This is a genomic window from Phaeobacter sp. NW0010-22 (genome assembly GCF_040365955.1).
Classification (GTDB): domain Bacteria; phylum Pseudomonadota; class Alphaproteobacteria; order Rhodobacterales; family Rhodobacteraceae; genus OMPR01.
This window is the reverse complement of record NZ_BAABWT010000004.1, coordinates 373,431-392,081: the sequence shown is the minus strand read 5'-3', so window position 1 is coordinate 392,081 and position 18,651 is coordinate 373,431. Positions and strand designations below refer to the sequence as shown.

The following is an 18,651-nucleotide window of genomic DNA, read 5'->3' as shown; positions in this document are numbered from 1 at the left end:
TATGCTTAGTCCTTGTGACACAGATGTGACAGGTTTACTCTGCAGCCGCTTTCATTGGCGTATCACCTTGCCGAAACGCTGCGAGCAGTTCCTCCCGCCGTTTCGCAGCTTTGGCTTCATTTGCGAGCTTAACAGGACCAAATCCACGAATATCCAAAGGCAACCGAGCCAGAGCAATGGCGATCTCCATCGTCTCAGAGCTTACGTTAGTCAGCACCTCTTTCATATCCTTTTCATATTGCTTGATTAGGGCGCGTTCCATCCGACGTTCGGCGGTATAACCAAACAGATCCAAAGGTGTCCCACGCAAACCTTTAAATCGGGTCATCAGTCGCAATGGCCCCGCCATCCAAGGCCCAAATTCACGCTTCTTAGGACGACCATCCGGCCCTTTCCCCCCCAAGATGGGTGGTGCAAGGTGGAACGTCATTTTGAAATCACCATCAAACTCAGCCGCTGCCTTTTCCTGACTGCCCAGCAACAAGCGAGCCACTTCGTACTCGTCTTTGTAAGCCAGCAATTTGTGATACCCGTGGGCCACTGCGTCTTTCAGGTCAGCGTTTTCGATGACATCCAGAAATTTGGTAAACCTTTTGGCCAACCGTTTGCCTTGATATGCCGTCAAGTGATCCACGCGATAAGCGATCTTGTCCTCGGCTGATTTTGGCAATGCCACAACATTCGGAGTCAGGACGGCAGCGGCATCATTAGGATAAAGAACCGCCCAACGCCCGATATCAAAGGCACGCAGATTTCGGGCCACCGCGGCCCCATTCAATTCAATCGCTGCTGTGATTGCCTCAAGGCTCAGCGGCAACAAACCTTTTTGCCAGGCTGCACCAAACACCATCATGTTCGAAAAGATCGAGTCCCCCATCAGCGCCCGCGCCAAATCTGAAGCATCGAACAGATCAAGACGATCTTTGAGCCGAGCTTCTAAAGCCAGCTCTAGCCGGTCGGTGGGAATAGAGAACTCAGTATCCCGAGTGAAATCACCCGTGATAATCTCATGACTGTTAACAACTGCACCGGTTTTACCCGTCTGCATCAGCCCCAGTGTTTTCGCGCCCGCAGAAACAACAAGATCTCCGCCGATAACGGCATGTGCTTCGCCGGTTGCCACACGAATGGCACTGATATCTTCAGGCCTGTTGGCTAAACGGCAGTGAATGTGCACAGCACCGCCCTTTTGGGCAAGGCCGGCCATCTCCATCATGCCGGCACCTTTACCATCAAACTGAGCCGCTTGTGCCAAAACCGCGCCGATGGTCACAACACCTGTACCACCAACTCCCGTGATCACAACGTTATGGGTGCCATCAATTTCGGGCAAAGCCGGCAAAGGCAGTTCCGGCAGCTCGACATCTGTCGTCGCCTCTTTACGAACAGTTGCACCTTCCAGTGTTACGAACGACGGGCAAAACCCTTTGAGACAAGAGAAATCTTTGTTGCAGCTCGATTGGTCAATCGCCCTTTTGCGACCCAATTCGGTTTCTTTGGGGACAATCGAAACACAGTTCGATTGAACGCCGCAATCGCCGCAGCCTTCGCAGATGTCAGTATTGATGAACACCCGCTTATCAGGGTCGGGGAATGTGCCCCGCTTACGCCGGCGGCGTTTTTCGGCAGCACAGGTCTGGATGTACACGATAACCGACACGCCTTCCAAATCGCGATACCGGTCTTGCACGTTCATCAATTCAGCGCGTTCATGGGTTTCCACCCCTGCAGGAAGTGCCTTGAAATCAACGTCTTCCTTTTCATCATACACAACAGCAAGGTTGCCTACCCCCATGGCTTTGACTTCGTGCACAATACGCGCAGCATCCAGATCGCCTTCGTTATCTTGTCCACCGGTCATAGCCACAGCGTCATTGTAGAGGATTTTGTAGGTGATGTTGGTTTTGGCCGCGACCGCAGCCCGAATGGCCTGAATGCCAGAATGGTTGTAGGTGCCATCGCCAAGGTTCTGGAACACGTGTTTGGTGTTTGAAAACGGTGCTTCACCAATCCAGTTCGCGCCTTCGCCACCCATGTGGGTATAACCAAGCGTTTCCCGGTCCATCCACTGAACCATGAAATGGCACCCGATCCCGGCGTAGGCCCGGCTGCCGTCTGGAACCTTGGTTCCCGTATTGTGCGGACACCCAGAGCAGAAGTAAGGCAACCGCGCGGCAATCTCCTGAGCGTTATCAGCCCGGCGGGCATCATCCAAAGCAGCCAGCCCGACGCGCACACCATCGGTTTCGTGCCCTTCTTCAATGAGAATTTGGCCTAGCTTTTCAGCAATCATAATCGGATCAAGCGCGCCGCGGGTTGGGAACAACTCTTCCCCATGCATCGACCCAGCACCGCCACCTTTGTGCCAGCCCCAGACCCGACGCCCTCGGCGGTCGTCAAAAATGGCCTCTTTGATTTGCACTTCGATTAGCTTGCGTTTTTCTTCGACGACAACGATCAGATCCAGATCTTCGGCCCAATCATGAAAACCCTTCATATCAAGCGGGAAAACCTGCCCCACTTTATACGTGGTGATCCCCAGCCGTTCTGCCTCGGCTTCATCGATGTTCAGCAAAGACATGGCATGCGCAAGATCCAGCCAATTCTTGCCAGCTGCAACAAACCCGATCTTGGCCCCGGGTTTTCCCCAGACCCGTTTGTCCATCTTGTTAGCATGACTAAAGGCTTCCGCCGCGAACCGCTTGTGATCAATGATCCGCGCCTCTTGCGGTGTGCGATCATCCACCAGACGTATATTCAAACCACCTTCTGGCATATCATATTCAGGCTTCACCAGCTGCATCCGATTAGGATCACCATCCACGACCGAGGTCACCTCAATCGTGTCTTTCATCGTCTTCAGGCCAACCCACAAACCGGAAAACCGAGACAGGGCAAAGGCATATGTTCCGTAATCCAGAATTTCCTGCACACCAGCAGGGCTGACGATCGGCATATAGGCATCCATCAATGCCCATTCTGATTGATGCAAAACAGTCGAGCTTTCGCCAGTATGGTCGTCGCCCATAGCCATGACAACGCCACCCAAAGCCGACGTACCAGCCATGTTCGCATGCCTGATAACATCGCCCGACCGATCCACACCGGGACCTTTGCCGTACCAAAGTCCAAACACACCGTCGAACTTACCGTCGCCACGTAACTCAGCCTGTTGTGCACCCCACAACGCGGTCGCAGCCAAGTCTTCGTTCAAACCAAATTGAAACTGCACATCGGCATCCGCTAGTGATTTTGCCGCCCGGGTCATCTGTTGATCCACTGCACCCAATGGTGACCCTCTGTATCCGGTGACCAAACCCGCAGTATTATGCCCATCGGCAACATCACGTGCTTTTTGCATCAACATCAGGCGCACAAGCGCTTGGGTACCATTCAGTAGAATCGGGCTTTTGGTCAGATCGAAACGGTCGTTCAGCGAGATTTTTGGCTGACTCATCAGACGTCTCCCCTCGTCAGATTTGTTTGCGTTGAAATCATATTAGGTCATAAATGCTGACCTGTATAGGTATATTTTTATCCCAACCCCGCAAGAAGGTTGATTGTGGAGACCAACTTCCCTTTGATATAGGTCGTCGGCTCTAGATCGGAAAGAGATGCCAATGGACTGGGACAAATTGAGAATTTTTCATGCGGTGGCTGACGCTGGCAGCCTGACGCATGCCGGTGACAAGTTAAATCTGTCACAATCTGCTGTCAGCCGTCAAATCCGCGCTCTCGAAGAGTCATTGAATTCAACCTTGTTCCACCGTCATGCGCGTGGATTGATTCTGACCGAACAAGGTGAATTGCTTTTTGATGCGACCAGCGCCATGTCCAAACGACTGGACGCAGCGGCGGCACGCATCCGAGACAGTAAAGAAGAAGTATTCGGTGAACTGCGCGTCACAACAACCTTTGGCTTTGGAACGCTCTGGCTAGCCCCTCGCTTGCCGCACCTGTACGAGAAGTATCCCGATCTCAAAGTCGACCTGATGCTCGAGGAACGCGTGCTTGACTTGCCCATGCGCGAAGCGGACGTGGCTATCCGAATGAAAGAACCAAGCCAGGCAGACCTTATCCGCAAACGCCTGATGACCGTTCAAATGCAGCTTTACGCGTCGCGCAGCTATATCGAAAGTAATGGCATGCCGACCGAGCTCAGCGACATCTCTTCGCACCGACTTATTTGTCAAAACCCATCAGCGGCGCAAGTTGGTGCAAGTGCTTTGCTTGTTCAAAATCTAATGACGTTCAACCCTTCATCGCTTTTGACGGTCAACAATTATTTTGGCGTATTGCAGGGCGTCCTGCACAACCTTGGCATAGGAGTTCTGCCTGATTACGTAACTCAGGATTTTCCCGATTTGGTTCACGTCTTGCCTCAAATCGAATCCGCAGATGTGCCCGTCTTTCTCGCGTTTCCAGAGGAGTTGCGACATTCGCAGCGAATTGCGGCATTCAAAGAGTTTGTCCAAGAAGAGATCATCTCACACCGCAAACAATTGAGGCAGATGGGAAAACTCTAGGTATGCACGTAGGGCATATCGGAAATTACCCAGGCGCAGTGTATTATTTCTTGTGCAAACACACTCTGCCACCTAAATCGACATTCGAAGGCGATGATGCTTAAACGCTCATCACTTTCACCTCCCTGTTGGACTTCGGCCGAGCTTAGTGCTCGGCCTTTTTTTTTGCGGCTGCTTTCAACCGGTGATGGCATTGCGCGCCAAAACGCCCAAAATTTCTAGGAAATTCTCTTTAGGTTGAGTACACTCACCTCGATGAATATTTGATTTTCGAGGACATTTTTATGTTTCACCTAAAACGGGTACTGGCTGCACTTGTTGCAACAGTACTTTTAACCCTGCCAGCACAAGCTCAACTCGCAGGCCTTCCCACTGGGGGGGGCGATTCCGCGCCTTCTGCGGTTGTCATTCCAGAGGACCTGACACCAGAGATGGTCGACGATATGGTCGCCCGGATGTCAGATGATCAAGTCCGATCGCTCTTGCTGGATCGCCTTGATGCCGTCGCTCAGGCCCAACAGGCACCTACTACCGAAAAAAGCCTCGTAACCAAAATTCAAGACACCGGGATGGCGGTTCTTGTCGGCTGGGGGAGCGTTCTTAGCAAAGTTCCTGAGCTTATTTCCGGACAAGGTCTGGTTCTCGAAAACTTTAGTAACCGCTTCGAATCCGGCGGTATGTTGAAAATGTTCGGATTTGTATTGCTGGCCTTGCTCGCCGGTCTTGCAGCTGAGCGTTTGACCATGCTTGTCATCAAGCGCTGGCAACGCCCGGAAACCGGCGAAGAAGGCGAAAGTCTTTGGGCAACAGTTACTTTTCTGTTCCGCCGTTTTTGCCGCGAGCTGCTTGGGCTTGTCGTGTTCTATGTGGTGCTACGCACTGTTGGCCGACAGATATTGTCGCCAGAGGCACTCTCTTTTGCCGGACCTTTCGTATTTTACCTGATCTGGATACCACGCCTAGGGGCAGCGATTTCGCGGTTTGTCCTCGCCCCTGCCCGTTCTGATCTGCGCTTGGTTAATATTTCGGATCACTGGGCAAAATATCTGCACCGCAACCTGATTGGGTTGTTCCTGCTCGGCGGTTTCACCCTGTTTATTGTTGGGTTCAACGTGGCCAACGGGTTGCCGATGGGCGAAACGCGCCTTGGGTTCTGGTTGAACACGTTTGTGCATCTCTATGTCATCGTTATCGCATGGCGCGCGCGTGAAGGCCTGACCGATATGATGCTTGGCACGGACCCTGACCGTTCTGAATTTGATGTCCGCGTTGCCAATATTTACCCCTACATGGCTATTGGTGTTTCAGTGATCATGTGGTTGCTGGTCGAAGTCATCGTCTACGCAGGAACCCCAGAAACCTTGGCGCTGTTGGGTAAGGCCCCACATTACACCACTATGTTCTGGCTCTTGATGGCGCCGGCTTTGGATACATTGATCCGCGGCATGGTTCGCCACCTTCTTCCCCCGATGATCGGCGAAGGGAGCATTGCAGAAAAAGCCTACCGTTCAACCAAACGCAGCTACATTCGGATCGGTAGGGTTCTGGCTGGAATCTTTGTTATCCTCCAGATTTCAGACGCTTGGAATTTGGACCTGCGCAGCGTCGCAGCGGCAGGTGGCGGTGCCGACTTTGGCGGCGCTATAATTGAATTCCTGATGATCATTGCCATCGGCTATATTCTGAATGAACTTGTTGCGCTCTGGGTCAACCGTCGCCTTGCTAAAGAGCAAACAGCGGCAGCAGGTCCAGATGATGCGGCTGGCGAAGGAGGTGGCGCCGGTGGATCACGTCTTGCCACAGTTCTTCCTTTGGTTCGCATATCTGCACAGGTTGCAATTGCCACCATATTCGGACTCTTGGCCCTTGGGGCACTTGGCATCGACATCACGCCGCTCTTGGCCGGTGCCGGTATCCTTGGCCTAGCGATTGGTTTTGGCGCCCAAAAACTGGTGACCGATATCGTTTCAGGTGTCTTCTTCCTGATCGATGATGCCTTCCGTGTCGGTGAATATGTCGACGTTGGTGGTACCACAGGGACCGTTGAAAAGATTTCGATCCGCTCAATGCAACTGCGCCACCACCGGGGCCCTGTTCACACAATCCCCTATGGCGAGGTGCCAAAGCTCACTAACTACAGCCGCGATTGGGTGATTATGAAGCTCAAGTTTACCGTGCCTTTTGACACCGACCCCAACAAGGTTAAGAAGATCTTCAAACGGATTGGTGCTGACATGATGGCTGACCCCTTATTCAACGAGGGCTTCCTCGAGCCGTTCAAAAGCCAGGGTGTCTTTGACTTTGATGATGTTGGCATGATCATCCGAGGTAAGTTCATGGCTAAACCCGGTACTCAATTCACGATCCGTAAAGAGATCTACAATCGCGTTAAGGCGAACTTCAAAGAGAACGGTATCGACTTTGCCCGTCGCGAAGTCCGTGTTGCAATCCCTGGTCTGGATGACGCCGAGCATCTGACCGAAGAACAAAAAGCAACAATCGGGGCTGCCGCAGGCGAAGCTGTAAACCAACAGATCAAACCCGAAGGCTAATTCGGCTTTCGATAGGATCTAAACCCAACGACCCGCCATCGGTTTTCGATGGCGGGGAAAAACGAGTAGAAATATGTTTTCAAAGAGCCTTGCCAAACCAGCCGTGCATCTTGCCAGCCTAACGTGCCTGTTTGCATTGATGTCTGCCGAACCGGCAGCCGCTGGCCCGACAGTCACTGAAAACCATATGGACCAAATCGATACCATTCAAAACGAAGAAGCTATTGGGTTTCGCAATGGGTCTGTCGTTGTCGCCCCTATCCCCTTTTCGAATCCAACAATCGGCGCAGGTCTTGTTTTAGGTGCAGGGTATCTCTTCAACCTAGATGAAACCTCCAAACCCTCGATGATCGGGCTTGCGGGATTACGGTCGGATAATGGGTCAACTGGATATGGTCTTGCGGCAAATTTTGCCTTTGACAACAATCGCTGGCTTATCGAGTCCATGTTTGCAAAAGCAGATGCGCGGTATGATCTGTATACGTCTGTTGGAAAACTGCCGATTGGTCAAAAAGGAACGCTCGCCCGACTCAGCTTCGCGTATGGTATCAGCAGTGAGATGTCTTTTGGCGCGTCTCTGCGGTATTTAGACACCGTCATCACTCCGTCGGTCAATGGGCTGCCGCCTATTCCCCCGCCGCTCGATCAGTTCCTTAATACTGAAATCGCGACACTGGGTCTGTTTATGGATTTGGACAAACGCGATGACACACTTTACCCAACAAAGGGATCCAGCCTGCATATAGAAGTCGCCAATGGCTATTCGCTTTCTGGTATCGCAAGCGATTACACCACAGGTTATATGACCTATGCTCATTTTCATTCCATTTCGAAAAAAGGCGTCATTGCTGCGATTGTATCTGCCTGTGGCGCGTCCTCCAGCACGCCCTTTTTTGATCAATGCGGACTGGGAACAATTGACGGATTTCGCGGCTTCTCAGCCATGCAGTTCTTTGATGCAAGATCAGCAGCCGCCCAAATCGAATACCGCCATCGTTTTACCGATCGCTTTGGCGCCGTTGCCTTTGCCGGCGCTGGTCAAGTCGGCCCAACACTTAGTCAGCTTTCGGCGAATGGAACCCACAGTGCGGCCGGGCTTGGCATCCGCTATCGTGTTTCAAAAAAATTCCCGGTTGATTTTTCAGTGGATTACAGCCGCAACAATCTTAAAGAAGAACAACTTTATGTCTATGTTGGTCAGCGTTTCTAACGTTGTCAGGCGGGTTGCGCGCTCTTGACCCTTTCCACGGCGCATCCCATGCCCTAAAAGGCGCGAAATATCGCACACCTTGGGGACAGGATATCCGATGCAAGAGCCAGCCATCACGCCCGAACTGATTGCCAATCACGGGCTCAAGCCCGACGAATACGAAATGGTCCTCGAAATCATCGGTCGCGAACCTACGTTCACCGAGCTGGGTATCTTTTCAGCCATGTGGAACGAGCATTGTTCCTACAAGTCATCGAAAAAGTGGCTTCGCACACTACCCACCGAAGGCCCTCAGGTCATCTGTGGCCCCGGCGAAAACGCAGGCATCGTTGATATCGGCGATGGTCAGGCGGTTGTTTTCAAGATGGAAAGCCACAACCACCCCTCATACATCGAACCCTATCAAGGTGCAGCGACTGGTGTTGGCGGCATTTTGCGTGACGTGTTCACTATGGGCGCGCGCCCGATTGCATCAATGAACGCGCTGAGCTTTGGTGAACCCGAACACCACAAAACCCGTCAATTGGTCAACGGCGTCGTCGAAGGCGTCGGTGGGTACGGCAACTGCTTTGGCGTTCCCTGTGTTGGCGGCGAAGTTCGCTTTCACCCGGCCTACAACGGCAATTGCCTGGTCAATGCTTTTGCCGCTGGTCTGGCTGATACCGATAAGATTTTCTATTCTGCCGCCTCCGGTGTTGGTATGCCCGTTGTATATCTCGGCGCTAAAACTGGACGCGACGGCGTAGGTGGCGCAACCATGGCTTCCGCTGAATTCGACGATACAATCGAAGAAAAACGTCCAACGGTACAGGTCGGTGATCCCTTCACTGAAAAACGCCTGATGGAAGCGACACTTGAGCTGATGCAGACAGGTGCTGTGATCTCGATCCAGGATATGGGCGCTGCAGGTCTCACATGCTCGGCTGTAGAAATGGGCGACAAAGGCGGACTAGGCGTAAAGCTGAAGCTCGAAGATGTACCACAGCGTGAAGAAAACATGACGGCTTACGAAATGATGCTTTCTGAAAGTCAGGAACGCATGCTGATGGTTCTCAAGCCCGAGCTTGAAGCCGAAGCCCGTGCAGTATTTGAAAAATGGGATCTCGATTTCGCAATCGTTGGCGAAACCATCGCCGAAGACCGCTTCTTGATCACCCACAATGGCGAAGTCAAAGCTGATCTGGTTCTGTCGAAGCTCTCGTCGACAGCCCCTGAATACGACCGTCCATGGATTGAAACACCAGCTGCTGAACCTTTGGCAGATGTACCTCAGATCGATCCCATCGATGGCCTGCGAGCCTTGCTTGCGTCACCCAATTACGCCGGCAAACAATGGGTCTATGAGCAGTATGACACCATGGTCATGGCTGACAGCACCCGCACCCCCGGTTTGGGCGCTGGCATGGTCCGCGTTCATGGCACGGACAAGGTGCTGGCGTTTACCTCAGACGTGACACCGCGCTATGTGCGTGCAAACCCGGTCGAAGGCGGCAAACAAGCTGTTGCCGAAGCATACCGCAACCTGACAGCCGTAGGCGCGACGCCTTTGGCTTCGACCGATAACCTGAACTTCGGCAACCCAGAAAAGCCCGAGATCATGGGTCAACTTGTGGGCGCGATCAAAGGGATCGGCGCGGCCTGTTCTGCTTTGGATATGCCGATCGTGTCGGGCAATGTATCGCTCTACAATGAAACCGACGGTCAGGGCATTCTGCCAACGCCTACAATCGGCGCCGTTGGCCTGTTGGCCCATAGCGATGACATCATTGGCAACGAAGTTCGCGAAGGCCACGTGGCGATGATCATCGGCACGACCGAGGGGCATCTGGGGCAATCCGCTTTGCTTGCCGAAGTCTTCAACCGTGAAGAAGGCGATGCGCCTGCGGTCGATCTGGAGGCTGAAAAACGCAATGGCGATTTCGTTCGGGCAAACCGCGAGTTGATCAAAGCTTGCACAGACATCAGTGATGGTGGACTGGCATTGGCCGCGTTTGAGCTGGCTGAATCCGCCGGTGTTGGGGTGCAACTGGACGATGGCTCGACCGACTTCGTATTTGGCGAAGATCAGGCCCGCTATCTTGTGGCCTGTAACTTTGATCAAGCCGAAGCACTGATGATCGCAGCGGGCCAAGACGGTGTAACTGTCACATCCGTTGGCCGTTTCACAGGCGAGAACGTAAAAATTGGTGGCTCCGAAGCTCCACTGGCAGAATTGGCGGGCATCTTCCGTTCCAGCTTTGCCGCAGCCGTCGCCTGATCCACTCGTTTTTTAGAAACTCAGCCCTCGCATACCTTTTCCAGATTGCGAGGGTCACTTGCAAGTCCGGTCGCGCCCCTTGCGCCCCTGCGCTTGCCGCCCTACATTTTCACCAACACCATCACGAGGATCAAACCACATGCCCATGACCGCCCACGAAATCGAAGACCTGCTGCGCGAGTCCTTTCCAGACGCAGAGATCCAGGTCGGTGGCAACGATGGCGTCCACATGGCGGCAATGGTTATTGACGAAAGTTTTCGCGGCAAAAACCGGGTTCAGCAGCAACGCGCAGTCTATGCAGCCCTAAAAGGCAAGATGGACGGGTCGAATGGCGACCTGCATGCCCTTGCGCTCACAACCAAGGCCCCCGAATGACAACAACAAATTGGGCATATCTTATCGGTGGTGGAATTATTCTTTTAATAGTTGTCGCTGCGATGCTTGAAGCCTATTTGAAACGAAACTCCAAACGCCGATTGATCGATACTCAGCCAAGTAAGCAGAATATGCGGGGCACAGAACATGACCCCAACCCTGTCGCGGCGGCGCATGCGAAAAACCTTCGCTTAGAAAAAGAAAACAAACGCCTCACTCGGCGGCTATGACAACAACCTCCTTATCGACGAGGAGGCCCTGCACAAGGAAGCGCAAAATGACTGACGCAAACACCCGCATCGACGAAACCGTCAAAGGCAGCGACGTAGTGCTTTTCATGAAAGGCACCAAAGAAATGCCGCAGTGCGGGTTTTCTTCGCGCGTTGCTGGCGTCCTGAACTACATGGGCGTAGATTATTCTGATGTGAACTGTTTGGCCGACGAAGAAATCCGCCAAGGTATCAAGGACTATTCAGACTGGCCCACCATTCCACAGCTTTACATCAAAGGCGAATTCGTCGGTGGCTGTGACATCATTACTGAAATGACCCTGTCCGGAGAGTTGGACACCATGTTTGATGACAATGGTGTTTCCTATGACAAAGACGCCGCAAACAAGATCCGAGAAGCCAACGGCTAAAGCCGACGGTGGATCCAGAATCACAAACGCCGGGTTCAGCACCCGGCGTTTTACGTTTTAGATACTGATTTCTCAGTCAGCGGATTTTTCTTCAACCTCAGCGGCCATTGCTTCGGCACGTGCAGCCAATTCAGCAAGCGTGTCCGTCACCGAAGGGGGCACGACGGCAACCTCAACCCGCTCAGGTTCTGGGGCCGGCATGCTCCGCAATTGCGCCAGCTCTGCCTCTCGCTCAGCCAATGTGGCCTCAACTTCTTTGATTTTGTCTTCTACGGCAGCGGTTTTATCCGCCAGCATCAACCCGGCCATCAACAACATCCGGGCTTCGGGCATCCGCCCGATTTGATCAGACAGAACCTGTGCCTCATCATCCAGCATCTTGGCTGCTGAGTGCAGATAGCTTTCCTCGCCTTCCTGGCAAGACACTTCGAATCCACGACCGCCAATGTGGATGGTCACTTCGGGCATCATTCGTCCTCCCCTTCCGCAAGGTTGGCCTGCGCCAGCAAAGGCTCAAGCTTGGCCAGAACTGCATGGGCTTCTGCCGCATCCGTGGCGCGAGCCGCGCGCAGAGCTTCAAGTTCGGCCAACATGGCTTGGTTGATCAAGTTCGGGTCTCCGACATTGGCTTCGTTGGCCTCTCGCAGGTCATTGTTCGCCTGACGCATTTGATCGTTGGATTTGCGCAACCGCTGCAAATCCATATCCAAACGCGCAGTCGCCTCGGATTGGCTCACCCGTTCGGCACGCAACATCTCAAGTTCGGATTTCAGATCGTCCAGCCGCTCAGAGTTTTTCAATTCTGCTTTCAGCGCTGCAACCTCGACGTGCAAGCCATCAATTTCTTCTGTATTTCCAGCCTGTTCTTTTATTTCTTCAAGCTGTTCTTTGAGGGTATCCAGCTCTTCAGTATTCGCCGCCTCTGCTTTTAGCGTTTCAATTTGGGCCCGCAACTCATCTGTGTCACCAGCCGCATCTAATTGTGCCTTTAAGCTATCGATCTCGGCTTTGAGCAACTGGCTTTCGTCTCCGGCTTCAAGCTCGGATTTGGCCTTGGTCAATTCGGTTTTTGCCGCTTCGGCAGCCATCAGCTTAGCTGTTGCTTCGGCCAATTCAGACTTCAAACCATCAACTTCACCGGTATCCGCCAGCTGTGCCTTCAGTGCGTCCAGTTCGGATTGCAGGTCCGCCTGCCCTTCGCCGGCAACAGACCCAGCCTGTAGCGCCTCAATCTCAGCGGTGTGCTTCGCCTTGATCGATTTCAACCGTTCTTGCAGCTGTGCGTTTGCTAGTTTCTCTTCTTCGAGCTCAAGGCTCAATTCCGCGTCCGCCGCAGCACTGCCTGCACTGCGTTCGGACATTGCCGTGATCCCGACGCCGATGCGTTCCATCGCGACGGTAATACGGCTTTGTAATTCCTCGATCTGGCTCATGCCCCTCACCTCAGTTTCTGCCGTTCTTAATTTTTGGCCATGGTTCTGCTCACCTTCGGAACAGACCTGCCCGAATCAGGCATGGCACTGGTTAGCTGTAGTCTAACGAAACAGAGCGTAAAATACCCCCCCTTTGCTTTCAAGCACTTGGAGCCCGCTCCTGATGTACACTAACAAAGTTTCGCCCGGTTCTGCTTGATCTTTGGGGGCCGAGTGGTATTGAGCGGCAAACTCGCCCGAACTCCAAAGGAACAAAACCCGTGGATCTCAACGCGCTGCGTACTGCAAACCCTGATCATTGGTCCAAAGCCACTGCCATCCGAGCCCTGACCCTTGACGCCATCGCCGCTGCCAATTCCGGTCACTCCGGTATGCCCATGGGCATGGCAGATGTTGCGACTGTGCTGTTCGAAAAGCACCTCAAATTTGATGCATCCGCGCCAAGCTGGCCTGATCGCGACCGGTTCATCCTGTCTGCGGGCCACGGCTCAATGCTGATCTATTCCCTGCTTCACCTCACAGGTAACGCCGATATCACGCTGGAAGAGATCAAAAACTTCCGCCAAAGCGGCGCGAAAACTGCCGGACACCCAGAAAACTTCCTGGCTTCGGGGATTGAAACCACAACTGGTCCTCTGGGTCAGGGAATTTCCAACGCCGTTGGTTTCGCCATGGCCGAAGAGATCCAGCGCGCGCACTACGGCAAACGCGTTGTTGATCACTATACTTACGTAATCGCAGGTGACGGTTGCCTGATGGAGGGCGTCAGCCAAGAAGCGATTGGCCTTGCAGGCCGTCACGAGCTGAGCAAACTGATCGTTTTCTGGGACAACAACAACATCACCATCGATGGCACCGTAGATATTGCTGACCGTACCGATCAGGTTCGTCGTTTTGCCGCCTCAGGTTGGAACGTCATCGAAATCGATGGACATGATCCCAAAGCAATCGACTCTGCAATCACGCAAGCCAAGTCATCGAACAAACCATCGATGATCGCCTGTAAAACGCACATCGCTCTGGGCCACGCTGCACAGGACACCTCCAAGGGTCACGGCGCGTTGACAAACCCCGAGCAATTGCTGGCCGCCAAAGAAGCCTATGGCTGGAACCACGGCCCATTTGAAATCCCCGCAGATGTCAAATCCGCATGGGAAACAATCGGGTCGCGCGGCGCCGAAGATCACGCAGCCTGGAAAGAACGCTTCGCCCAACTCTCTGAGCGTAAGCAAGGTGAATTCAACCGCGCCTATGCGTTTGAGGCCCCCAAGAAACTCGCCAGCGCAATTCGCGCGTTTAAGAAAGACACCTCAGAAACCCAACCGAAACTGGCCACCCGTGCCAGCTCGGAAAAGGTTCTGAATGTTGTGAATCCAATCATGACCGAAACCGTTGGCGGTTCGGCTGACTTGACCGGATCTAACAACACCAAAAGCGCAGATATGGGCGTGTTCCTGCCCGAGAACCGCAAAGGCCGTTACGTTCACTGGGGCATCCGTGAACATGGTATGGCTGCCGCAATGAACGGCATGGCCCTGCACGGTGGCATTCGCCCCTATGGCGGCACTTTCATGTGCTTCACCGATTATGCGCGCCCAGCAATGCGCTTGGCCGCTCTGATGAAGATCCCGACAGTGTTTGTAATGACCCACGATTCGATTGGTTTGGGTGAAGATGGCCCAACACACCAGCCTGTTGAGCATTTGGCGATTTCACGCGCGACGCCCAACACTTGGGTGTTCCGCCCAGCCGACACCGTTGAAACGGCCGAAGCTTGGGAATTGGCGCTGACCACGTCTGAAACACCTTCTGTATTGTCACTGACCCGTCAGGGTCTGCCAACAGTACGAACCGAACATAAGACAAAGAACCTGACCGCTCAGGGTGCATATGTTCTGGCCGAAGCGACCGGAAAGCGTCAAGCGATCTTGATCGCAACAGGATCCGAAGTCGAAATCGCCATGCAGGCCAAAGAAGCGTTGGAAGCCGAAGGTATCGGCACCCGTGTTGTCTCCATGCCGTGTATGGAACTGTTCGCCGCTCAGGACGAATCCTATCGCAAGCGGGTTCTGCCTGCGGGTCCGGTTCGCGTGGGTATCGAAGCCGCCGTTCGCGAAGGTGGATGGGATCGCTGGTTGCTCGGCGAGCGCGGCCGCGAAGCGAAAGCCGGATTTATTGGCATGAACAGCTTTGGCGCATCCGCGCCCGCAAACGAACTGTACGAAAAGTTCGGCATTACGGTGGAAGCAACCGTCGCCAAGGTCAAAGACCTTTTGGGCTAAGTGACTCAGCCTGCCCCGGTCATCATCCGGGGCAGGCATTCACTCAGATTTTAGACAAAGATCACGACGGATTGCATACCTTCGATCACAAGGTCTCCGTCCGTATTCCACACCCGCATCACCTGAGAACTAAAGCCATTGCTTGCAACGCTCAGTGCGTTCTCGAGCATCCACCAGCCATCACGGGTGGTCAGCTCTTCGGTCATGAAATTGCAGATCCATGTCATGGATGAATTCGGGCCGATCTTTTTGGCCTTGGAAAACACGGCGGGCGGCAACACATCAGCGATGCTCATCAATCCCTCGGGCTGGCCCCAAATTGCTGGATCTTTGTGACGCGCCCAGGCCCGCACGTATCCGCGATCTGCTCCGGTAAAGGGGCGTTCCCCTTCGATCAGTTTCACATCAAAGTTCTTGAAAAAATTAATCGGCAGCTGAATGTTGGGCGGTAAGAAGTCCTCGGTTGCCTCTGGTTCCTGTGCCTGTGGCGCCGGCAGGGATTGGCTCACGTGGCTGTCCTGCGCGACCCCAAACGAAAAAGTACCCTGCGCACAGAGCTTGCCTTCGCAATGGGCGTCCGCTTGTACCGTCACCACGTTGCGCCCCTGACGCAAGATGCGTGTGCTCACCAATGGGGGGCTACTGATTGGGCCAGTAAAATTGATCAAGACAGATCGCATCGGGGGCAATTCATCGGCGGCCTGCCGTGCCCCTGCCAATAGCAACGAGGCAGAATACCCCCCAAAGGCCGTGCGCCCCTGCTTCCAGTTTTCGGAAACCGCAAAGGTGATGCCATCGGGCGAACTGCTTGCGCCCTTTAGAATTGTATCAAGGGTTAGGTCGCTCATCTATCGTGCTCCGAATGTCGATTTTCTCAACACTATCGGCCCTATACAGATCAGCCAGTCGTAACCTCACGTCAGAAACCAGTTCAGTGCTGGGCAGATTTACCCGTAAAGAGCCCAACAATGGGCGCGATCACCTTGGTGGCCACCGGGATCAAAAGCATCCCCAGAGTAAGGCCAAACACGCCATCCATCGTGGCCTTGGCCGCCCATTCAACAAAACCGCTATAGCTTTCCGGAACCATGTGTCCCACAGCAGCGGCCCAATCATGAATCAGATGGCCCAATGTTCCAAAGCCCATGACCTCGAACCCGTGGATGATGATCGACCCACCAACCCACAGCATCGCAGCCGTGCCGACGATCGTCAGCAGTTTCATAAAACCCGGCATTGCCCGAACCAACCCACGCCCAAGACTGCGCGTGAGAGCAAAGTTGCCGTTCTGAGCCGCATAAAGCCCTACATCGTCGGCCTTTACGATCAACGCCACGGCTCCATACACCGCGACAGTAATTCCGATACCCACCAACGCCAGCGTCGCCGCCTGCATCCAGATGTTCGATGGAGGAATCGCTGCGAGCGCGATAGTCATGATCTCAGCTGACAAAATGAAATCAGTCTTGATAGCACCGGATGCTTTAGCCTCTTCCAAATGGGCCGGGTCCCCCGGTGCATCTTCTGGAAAGACATGATGTTCATCATGAGGCGCTAAGACGTGATATATCTTTTCCGCACCCTCAAAACACAGATAGGCCCCCCCAAGCATTAAAAGAGGGGAAATCAGCCAAGGCGCAAAACTGGACAACAACAACGCTGCTGGCAATAGAAACAGAAGCTTGTTTTTGAACGACCCTTTGGCAATCCGCCAGATAACGGGCAACTCTCGGTGCGCTGCGAAGCCGTGTAAATATTTGGGCGTCACCGCTGCATCATCAATTACAGCCCCAGCGGCTTTGGCCCCTGCTTTAACAGCCTGTGCCGCTACATCATCAATAGAAGCAGCAGCTACCTTGGCGATCCCCGCCACATCATCCAAAAGCGCCAGAAGACCACTCATTTACGCACCCTTATTCTCGACTTTCCCTAGGTAGCACCCCACACGGCCCCTGTCATTCCTCAATCGTTAGCGCAACCGACCGAAGTTTGCGCTAACTTACCAAATTTACGCCCTTTTTACCCTTTCTGCATGAGGTGCGCGGGTCTATATGGCAAATGATTTTATTGTCTTTCGGAGTCGTACCATGACCATCAAGGTTGGCATCAACGGTTTTGGCCGTATTGGCCGTTGCACCCTTTCTCACATTGCGGCTTCGGGCCGTGACGATATCGAAGTGATCAAGGTGAACGCGACTGGCCCGCTGGAAACCGCCGCCCATCTGATCAAGTACGATAGTGTCCATGGTCGTTTTCCAGGTGATGTGACCATCGGCGACGGCACCATGAACTTGGGTCGCGGCGACATGCAAATGTTTTCGACATATGACATGAACGAGCTGGACTGGGACGGCTGTGACGTTGTTCTGGAATGCACCGGCAAATTCAACGACGGCACCAAAGCAAACGCCCATTTCGAGCGTGGCGCCAAAAAAGTCCTTTTGTCGGCTCCCGGCAAAAACGTCGATAAGACCATCGTCTATGGCGTCAATACCGGCGAACTGACGGCTGCTGACCGTATGGTTTCCAATGGATCGTGCACAACGAACTGTCTGGCCCCGCTTGCCAAAGTTCTTGATGACACCGTTGGTATCGAGCATGGCATCATGACGACTATCCACGCCTACACCGGCGATCAGCCAACGCTGGACCGCCGTCACAAGGACCTGTATCGCGCGCGCGCCGCTGCGATGTCGATGATCCCGACTTCAACCGGTGCTGCGAAAGCATTGGGCGAGGTTTTGCCAAACCTCAAAGGTCGCCTGGACGGTTCCGCCATTCGCGTTCCTACGCCAAACGTTTCTGCGGTAGACCTGACTTTCCGTGCCAGCAAAGACGTCACCGTAGAACAGATCAACGACGCGATGCGCGCGGCTGCCGAAGGCCCGATGAAAGGTGTTCTGGGCTATGAGCCCGCGCCATTGGTGTCCACCGATTTCAACCACTCCCCCGAAAGTTCGATTTTCGCACCCGATCAAACCCGCATTGTGGGTGATCGTCTGGTGCGCGTTTTGGCCTGGTATGACAACGAATGGGGCTTTTCTGTCCGGATGGCGGACGTAGCTGTTGCAATGGGTAAATTGGGTTAACCAACCTAATCCCTTGAGATTTAACGCCCGCTCAGGTTATCTGAGCGGGCGTTTTCTTTGAACCGAGGTCAACATGACAAATCAAATCGCCATTGGGCTCGGACTGTTCATCGTATCAGCGCTCATTTTCGATTTGATGTTGGTTGGGGATGAACACGTCTTGTTCTTAGGCAAGAAACTCTTTGAGTTTCTGCAGTGGCTCGCCTTTTGGCGCTAACGCGCTGCTTCGACAAGCACTTTCAGATAGCAGGTTCGACAATCCAAGGGGACACATTAGTGCCCGCAC

At 53.6% G+C, this 18,651-nt stretch carries 15 protein-coding genes; 10 read left to right on the top strand and 5 right to left on the bottom strand.

Annotated features, from left to right (window positions below; all coding sequences use genetic code 11):
- Nucleotides 1-34 precede the first annotated feature (34 nt).
- Nucleotides 35-3,457 (bottom strand): indolepyruvate ferredoxin oxidoreductase family protein, encoded by a 3,423-nt coding sequence (locus ABWV33_RS11295; RefSeq protein WP_353330787.1) that lies wholly within the window; start codon nt 3,455-3,457, stop codon nt 35-37.
- Between the two features lie 163 nt (nt 3,458-3,620).
- On the opposite strand from ABWV33_RS11295, the gene ABWV33_RS11290 reads away from it, so the two are divergent.
- From ABWV33_RS11290 to grxD, 7 genes are all read left to right on the top strand, one after another.
- Nucleotides 3,621-4,526: a LysR family transcriptional regulator gene (locus ABWV33_RS11290; RefSeq protein ID WP_121997103.1), complete on the top strand. Its 906-nt coding sequence runs from the start codon at nt 3,621-3,623 to the stop codon at nt 4,524-4,526.
- Between the two features lie 284 nt (nt 4,527-4,810).
- Nucleotides 4,811-7,078, top strand: coding sequence for a mechanosensitive ion channel family protein (locus ABWV33_RS11285; RefSeq protein ID WP_353330785.1), 2,268 nt, complete (start codon nt 4,811-4,813; stop codon nt 7,076-7,078).
- A gap of 73 nt (nt 7,079-7,151) precedes the next feature.
- On the top strand, nt 7,152-8,288 hold the full coding sequence (locus ABWV33_RS11280; protein WP_353330783.1) for a BamA/TamA family outer membrane protein: 1,137 nt from the start codon (nt 7,152-7,154) through the stop codon (nt 8,286-8,288).
- 97 nt (nt 8,289-8,385) lie between these two features.
- Nucleotides 8,386-10,545, top strand: a complete 2,160-nt coding sequence (gene purL / locus ABWV33_RS11275; protein ID WP_353330781.1) for a phosphoribosylformylglycinamidine synthase subunit PurL — start codon at nt 8,386-8,388, stop codon at nt 10,543-10,545.
- Nucleotides 10,546-10,684: 139 nt separating this feature from the next.
- The gene (locus tag ABWV33_RS11270; protein WP_113824362.1) at nt 10,685-10,921 is read left to right on the top strand and encodes a BolA/IbaG family iron-sulfur metabolism protein; all 237 of its coding nucleotides are present in this window, start codon (nt 10,685-10,687) and stop codon (nt 10,919-10,921) included.
- Nucleotides 10,918-11,151: a hypothetical protein gene (locus ABWV33_RS11265; RefSeq protein WP_353330779.1), complete on the top strand. Its 234-nt coding sequence runs from the start codon at nt 10,918-10,920 to the stop codon at nt 11,149-11,151. The genes ABWV33_RS11270 and ABWV33_RS11265 overlap by 4 nt, the downstream gene beginning before the upstream one ends.
- A 47-nt stretch (nt 11,152-11,198) precedes the next feature.
- Nucleotides 11,199-11,561 (top strand): Grx4 family monothiol glutaredoxin, encoded by a 363-nt coding sequence (grxD, locus tag ABWV33_RS11260; protein ID WP_121997099.1) that lies wholly within the window; start codon nt 11,199-11,201, stop codon nt 11,559-11,561.
- Nucleotides 11,562-11,633: 72 nt separating this feature from the next.
- Here the strand turns inward: grxD and ABWV33_RS11255 are convergent, their stop codons facing one another.
- Nucleotides 11,634-12,029 (bottom strand): cell division protein ZapA, encoded by a 396-nt coding sequence (locus tag ABWV33_RS11255; protein WP_113824660.1) that lies wholly within the window; start codon nt 12,027-12,029, stop codon nt 11,634-11,636.
- Nucleotides 12,029-12,994 (bottom strand): hypothetical protein, encoded by a 966-nt coding sequence (locus tag ABWV33_RS11250; protein WP_353330777.1) that lies wholly within the window; start codon nt 12,992-12,994, stop codon nt 12,029-12,031. Before ABWV33_RS11250 ends, ABWV33_RS11255 begins: the two co-directional genes overlap by 1 nt.
- 260 nt (nt 12,995-13,254) lie before the next feature.
- Between ABWV33_RS11250 and tkt the strand changes: the two genes are divergently transcribed.
- Nucleotides 13,255-15,276: a transketolase gene (tkt, locus tag ABWV33_RS11245; protein ID WP_353330775.1), complete on the top strand. Its 2,022-nt coding sequence runs from the start codon at nt 13,255-13,257 to the stop codon at nt 15,274-15,276.
- 50 nt (nt 15,277-15,326) lie between these two features.
- On the opposite strand, the gene ABWV33_RS11240 is transcribed toward tkt, so the two are convergent.
- Together ABWV33_RS11240 and ABWV33_RS11235 are read right to left on the bottom strand one after the other, a co-directional pair.
- Nucleotides 15,327-16,124 carry a thioesterase family protein gene (locus ABWV33_RS11240; RefSeq protein ID WP_353330773.1) on the bottom strand — a complete coding sequence of 266 codons (798 nt, stop codon included), beginning with the start codon at nt 16,122-16,124 and terminating at the stop codon, nt 15,327-15,329.
- 83 nt (nt 16,125-16,207) lie between these two features.
- Nucleotides 16,208-17,179, bottom strand: a complete 972-nt coding sequence (locus tag ABWV33_RS11235; RefSeq protein WP_353330771.1) for a DUF808 domain-containing protein — start codon at nt 17,177-17,179, stop codon at nt 16,208-16,210.
- Between the two features lie 184 nt (nt 17,180-17,363).
- Between ABWV33_RS11235 and gap the strand changes: the two genes are divergently transcribed.
- Together gap and ABWV33_RS11225 are read left to right on the top strand one after the other, a co-directional pair.
- The gene (gap, locus tag ABWV33_RS11230; RefSeq protein WP_353330769.1) at nt 17,364-18,365 is read left to right on the top strand and encodes a type I glyceraldehyde-3-phosphate dehydrogenase; all 1,002 of its coding nucleotides are present in this window, start codon (nt 17,364-17,366) and stop codon (nt 18,363-18,365) included.
- Between the two features lie 73 nt (nt 18,366-18,438).
- Nucleotides 18,439-18,582, top strand: coding sequence for a hypothetical protein (locus tag ABWV33_RS11225; RefSeq protein ID WP_162930599.1), 144 nt, complete (start codon nt 18,439-18,441; stop codon nt 18,580-18,582).
- Nucleotides 18,583-18,651 lie beyond the last annotated feature (69 nt).

Coding starts and splice junctions, on each gene's coding strand:
- ABWV33_RS11280 (WP_353330783.1), top strand. CDS start 7,152: ATGTTTTCAAAGAGCCTTGCCAAACCAGCCGTGCATCTTGCCAGCCTA.
- grxD (WP_121997099.1), top strand. CDS start 11,199: ATGACTGACGCAAACACCCGCATCGACGAAACCGTCAAAGGCAGCGAC.
- ABWV33_RS11250 (WP_353330777.1), bottom strand. CDS start 12,994: ATGAGCCAGATCGAGGAATTACAAAGCCGTATTACCGTCGCGATGGAA.
- ABWV33_RS11235 (WP_353330771.1), bottom strand. CDS start 17,179: ATGAGTGGTCTTCTGGCGCTTTTGGATGATGTGGCGGGGATCGCCAAG.
- ABWV33_RS11265 (WP_353330779.1), top strand. CDS start 10,918: ATGACAACAACAAATTGGGCATATCTTATCGGTGGTGGAATTATTCTT.
- ABWV33_RS11255 (WP_113824660.1), bottom strand. CDS start 12,029: ATGCCCGAAGTGACCATCCACATTGGCGGTCGTGGATTCGAAGTGTCT.
- ABWV33_RS11285 (WP_353330785.1), top strand. CDS start 4,811: ATGTTTCACCTAAAACGGGTACTGGCTGCACTTGTTGCAACAGTACTT.
- gap (WP_353330769.1), top strand. CDS start 17,364: ATGACCATCAAGGTTGGCATCAACGGTTTTGGCCGTATTGGCCGTTGC.
- ABWV33_RS11225 (WP_162930599.1), top strand. CDS start 18,439: ATGACAAATCAAATCGCCATTGGGCTCGGACTGTTCATCGTATCAGCG.
- ABWV33_RS11290 (WP_121997103.1), top strand. CDS start 3,621: ATGGACTGGGACAAATTGAGAATTTTTCATGCGGTGGCTGACGCTGGC.
- ABWV33_RS11270 (WP_113824362.1), top strand. CDS start 10,685: ATGCCCATGACCGCCCACGAAATCGAAGACCTGCTGCGCGAGTCCTTT.
- purL (WP_353330781.1), top strand. CDS start 8,386: ATGCAAGAGCCAGCCATCACGCCCGAACTGATTGCCAATCACGGGCTC.
- ABWV33_RS11295 (WP_353330787.1), bottom strand. CDS start 3,457: ATGAGTCAGCCAAAAATCTCGCTGAACGACCGTTTCGATCTGACCAAA.
- ABWV33_RS11240 (WP_353330773.1), bottom strand. CDS start 16,124: ATGAGCGACCTAACCCTTGATACAATTCTAAAGGGCGCAAGCAGTTCG.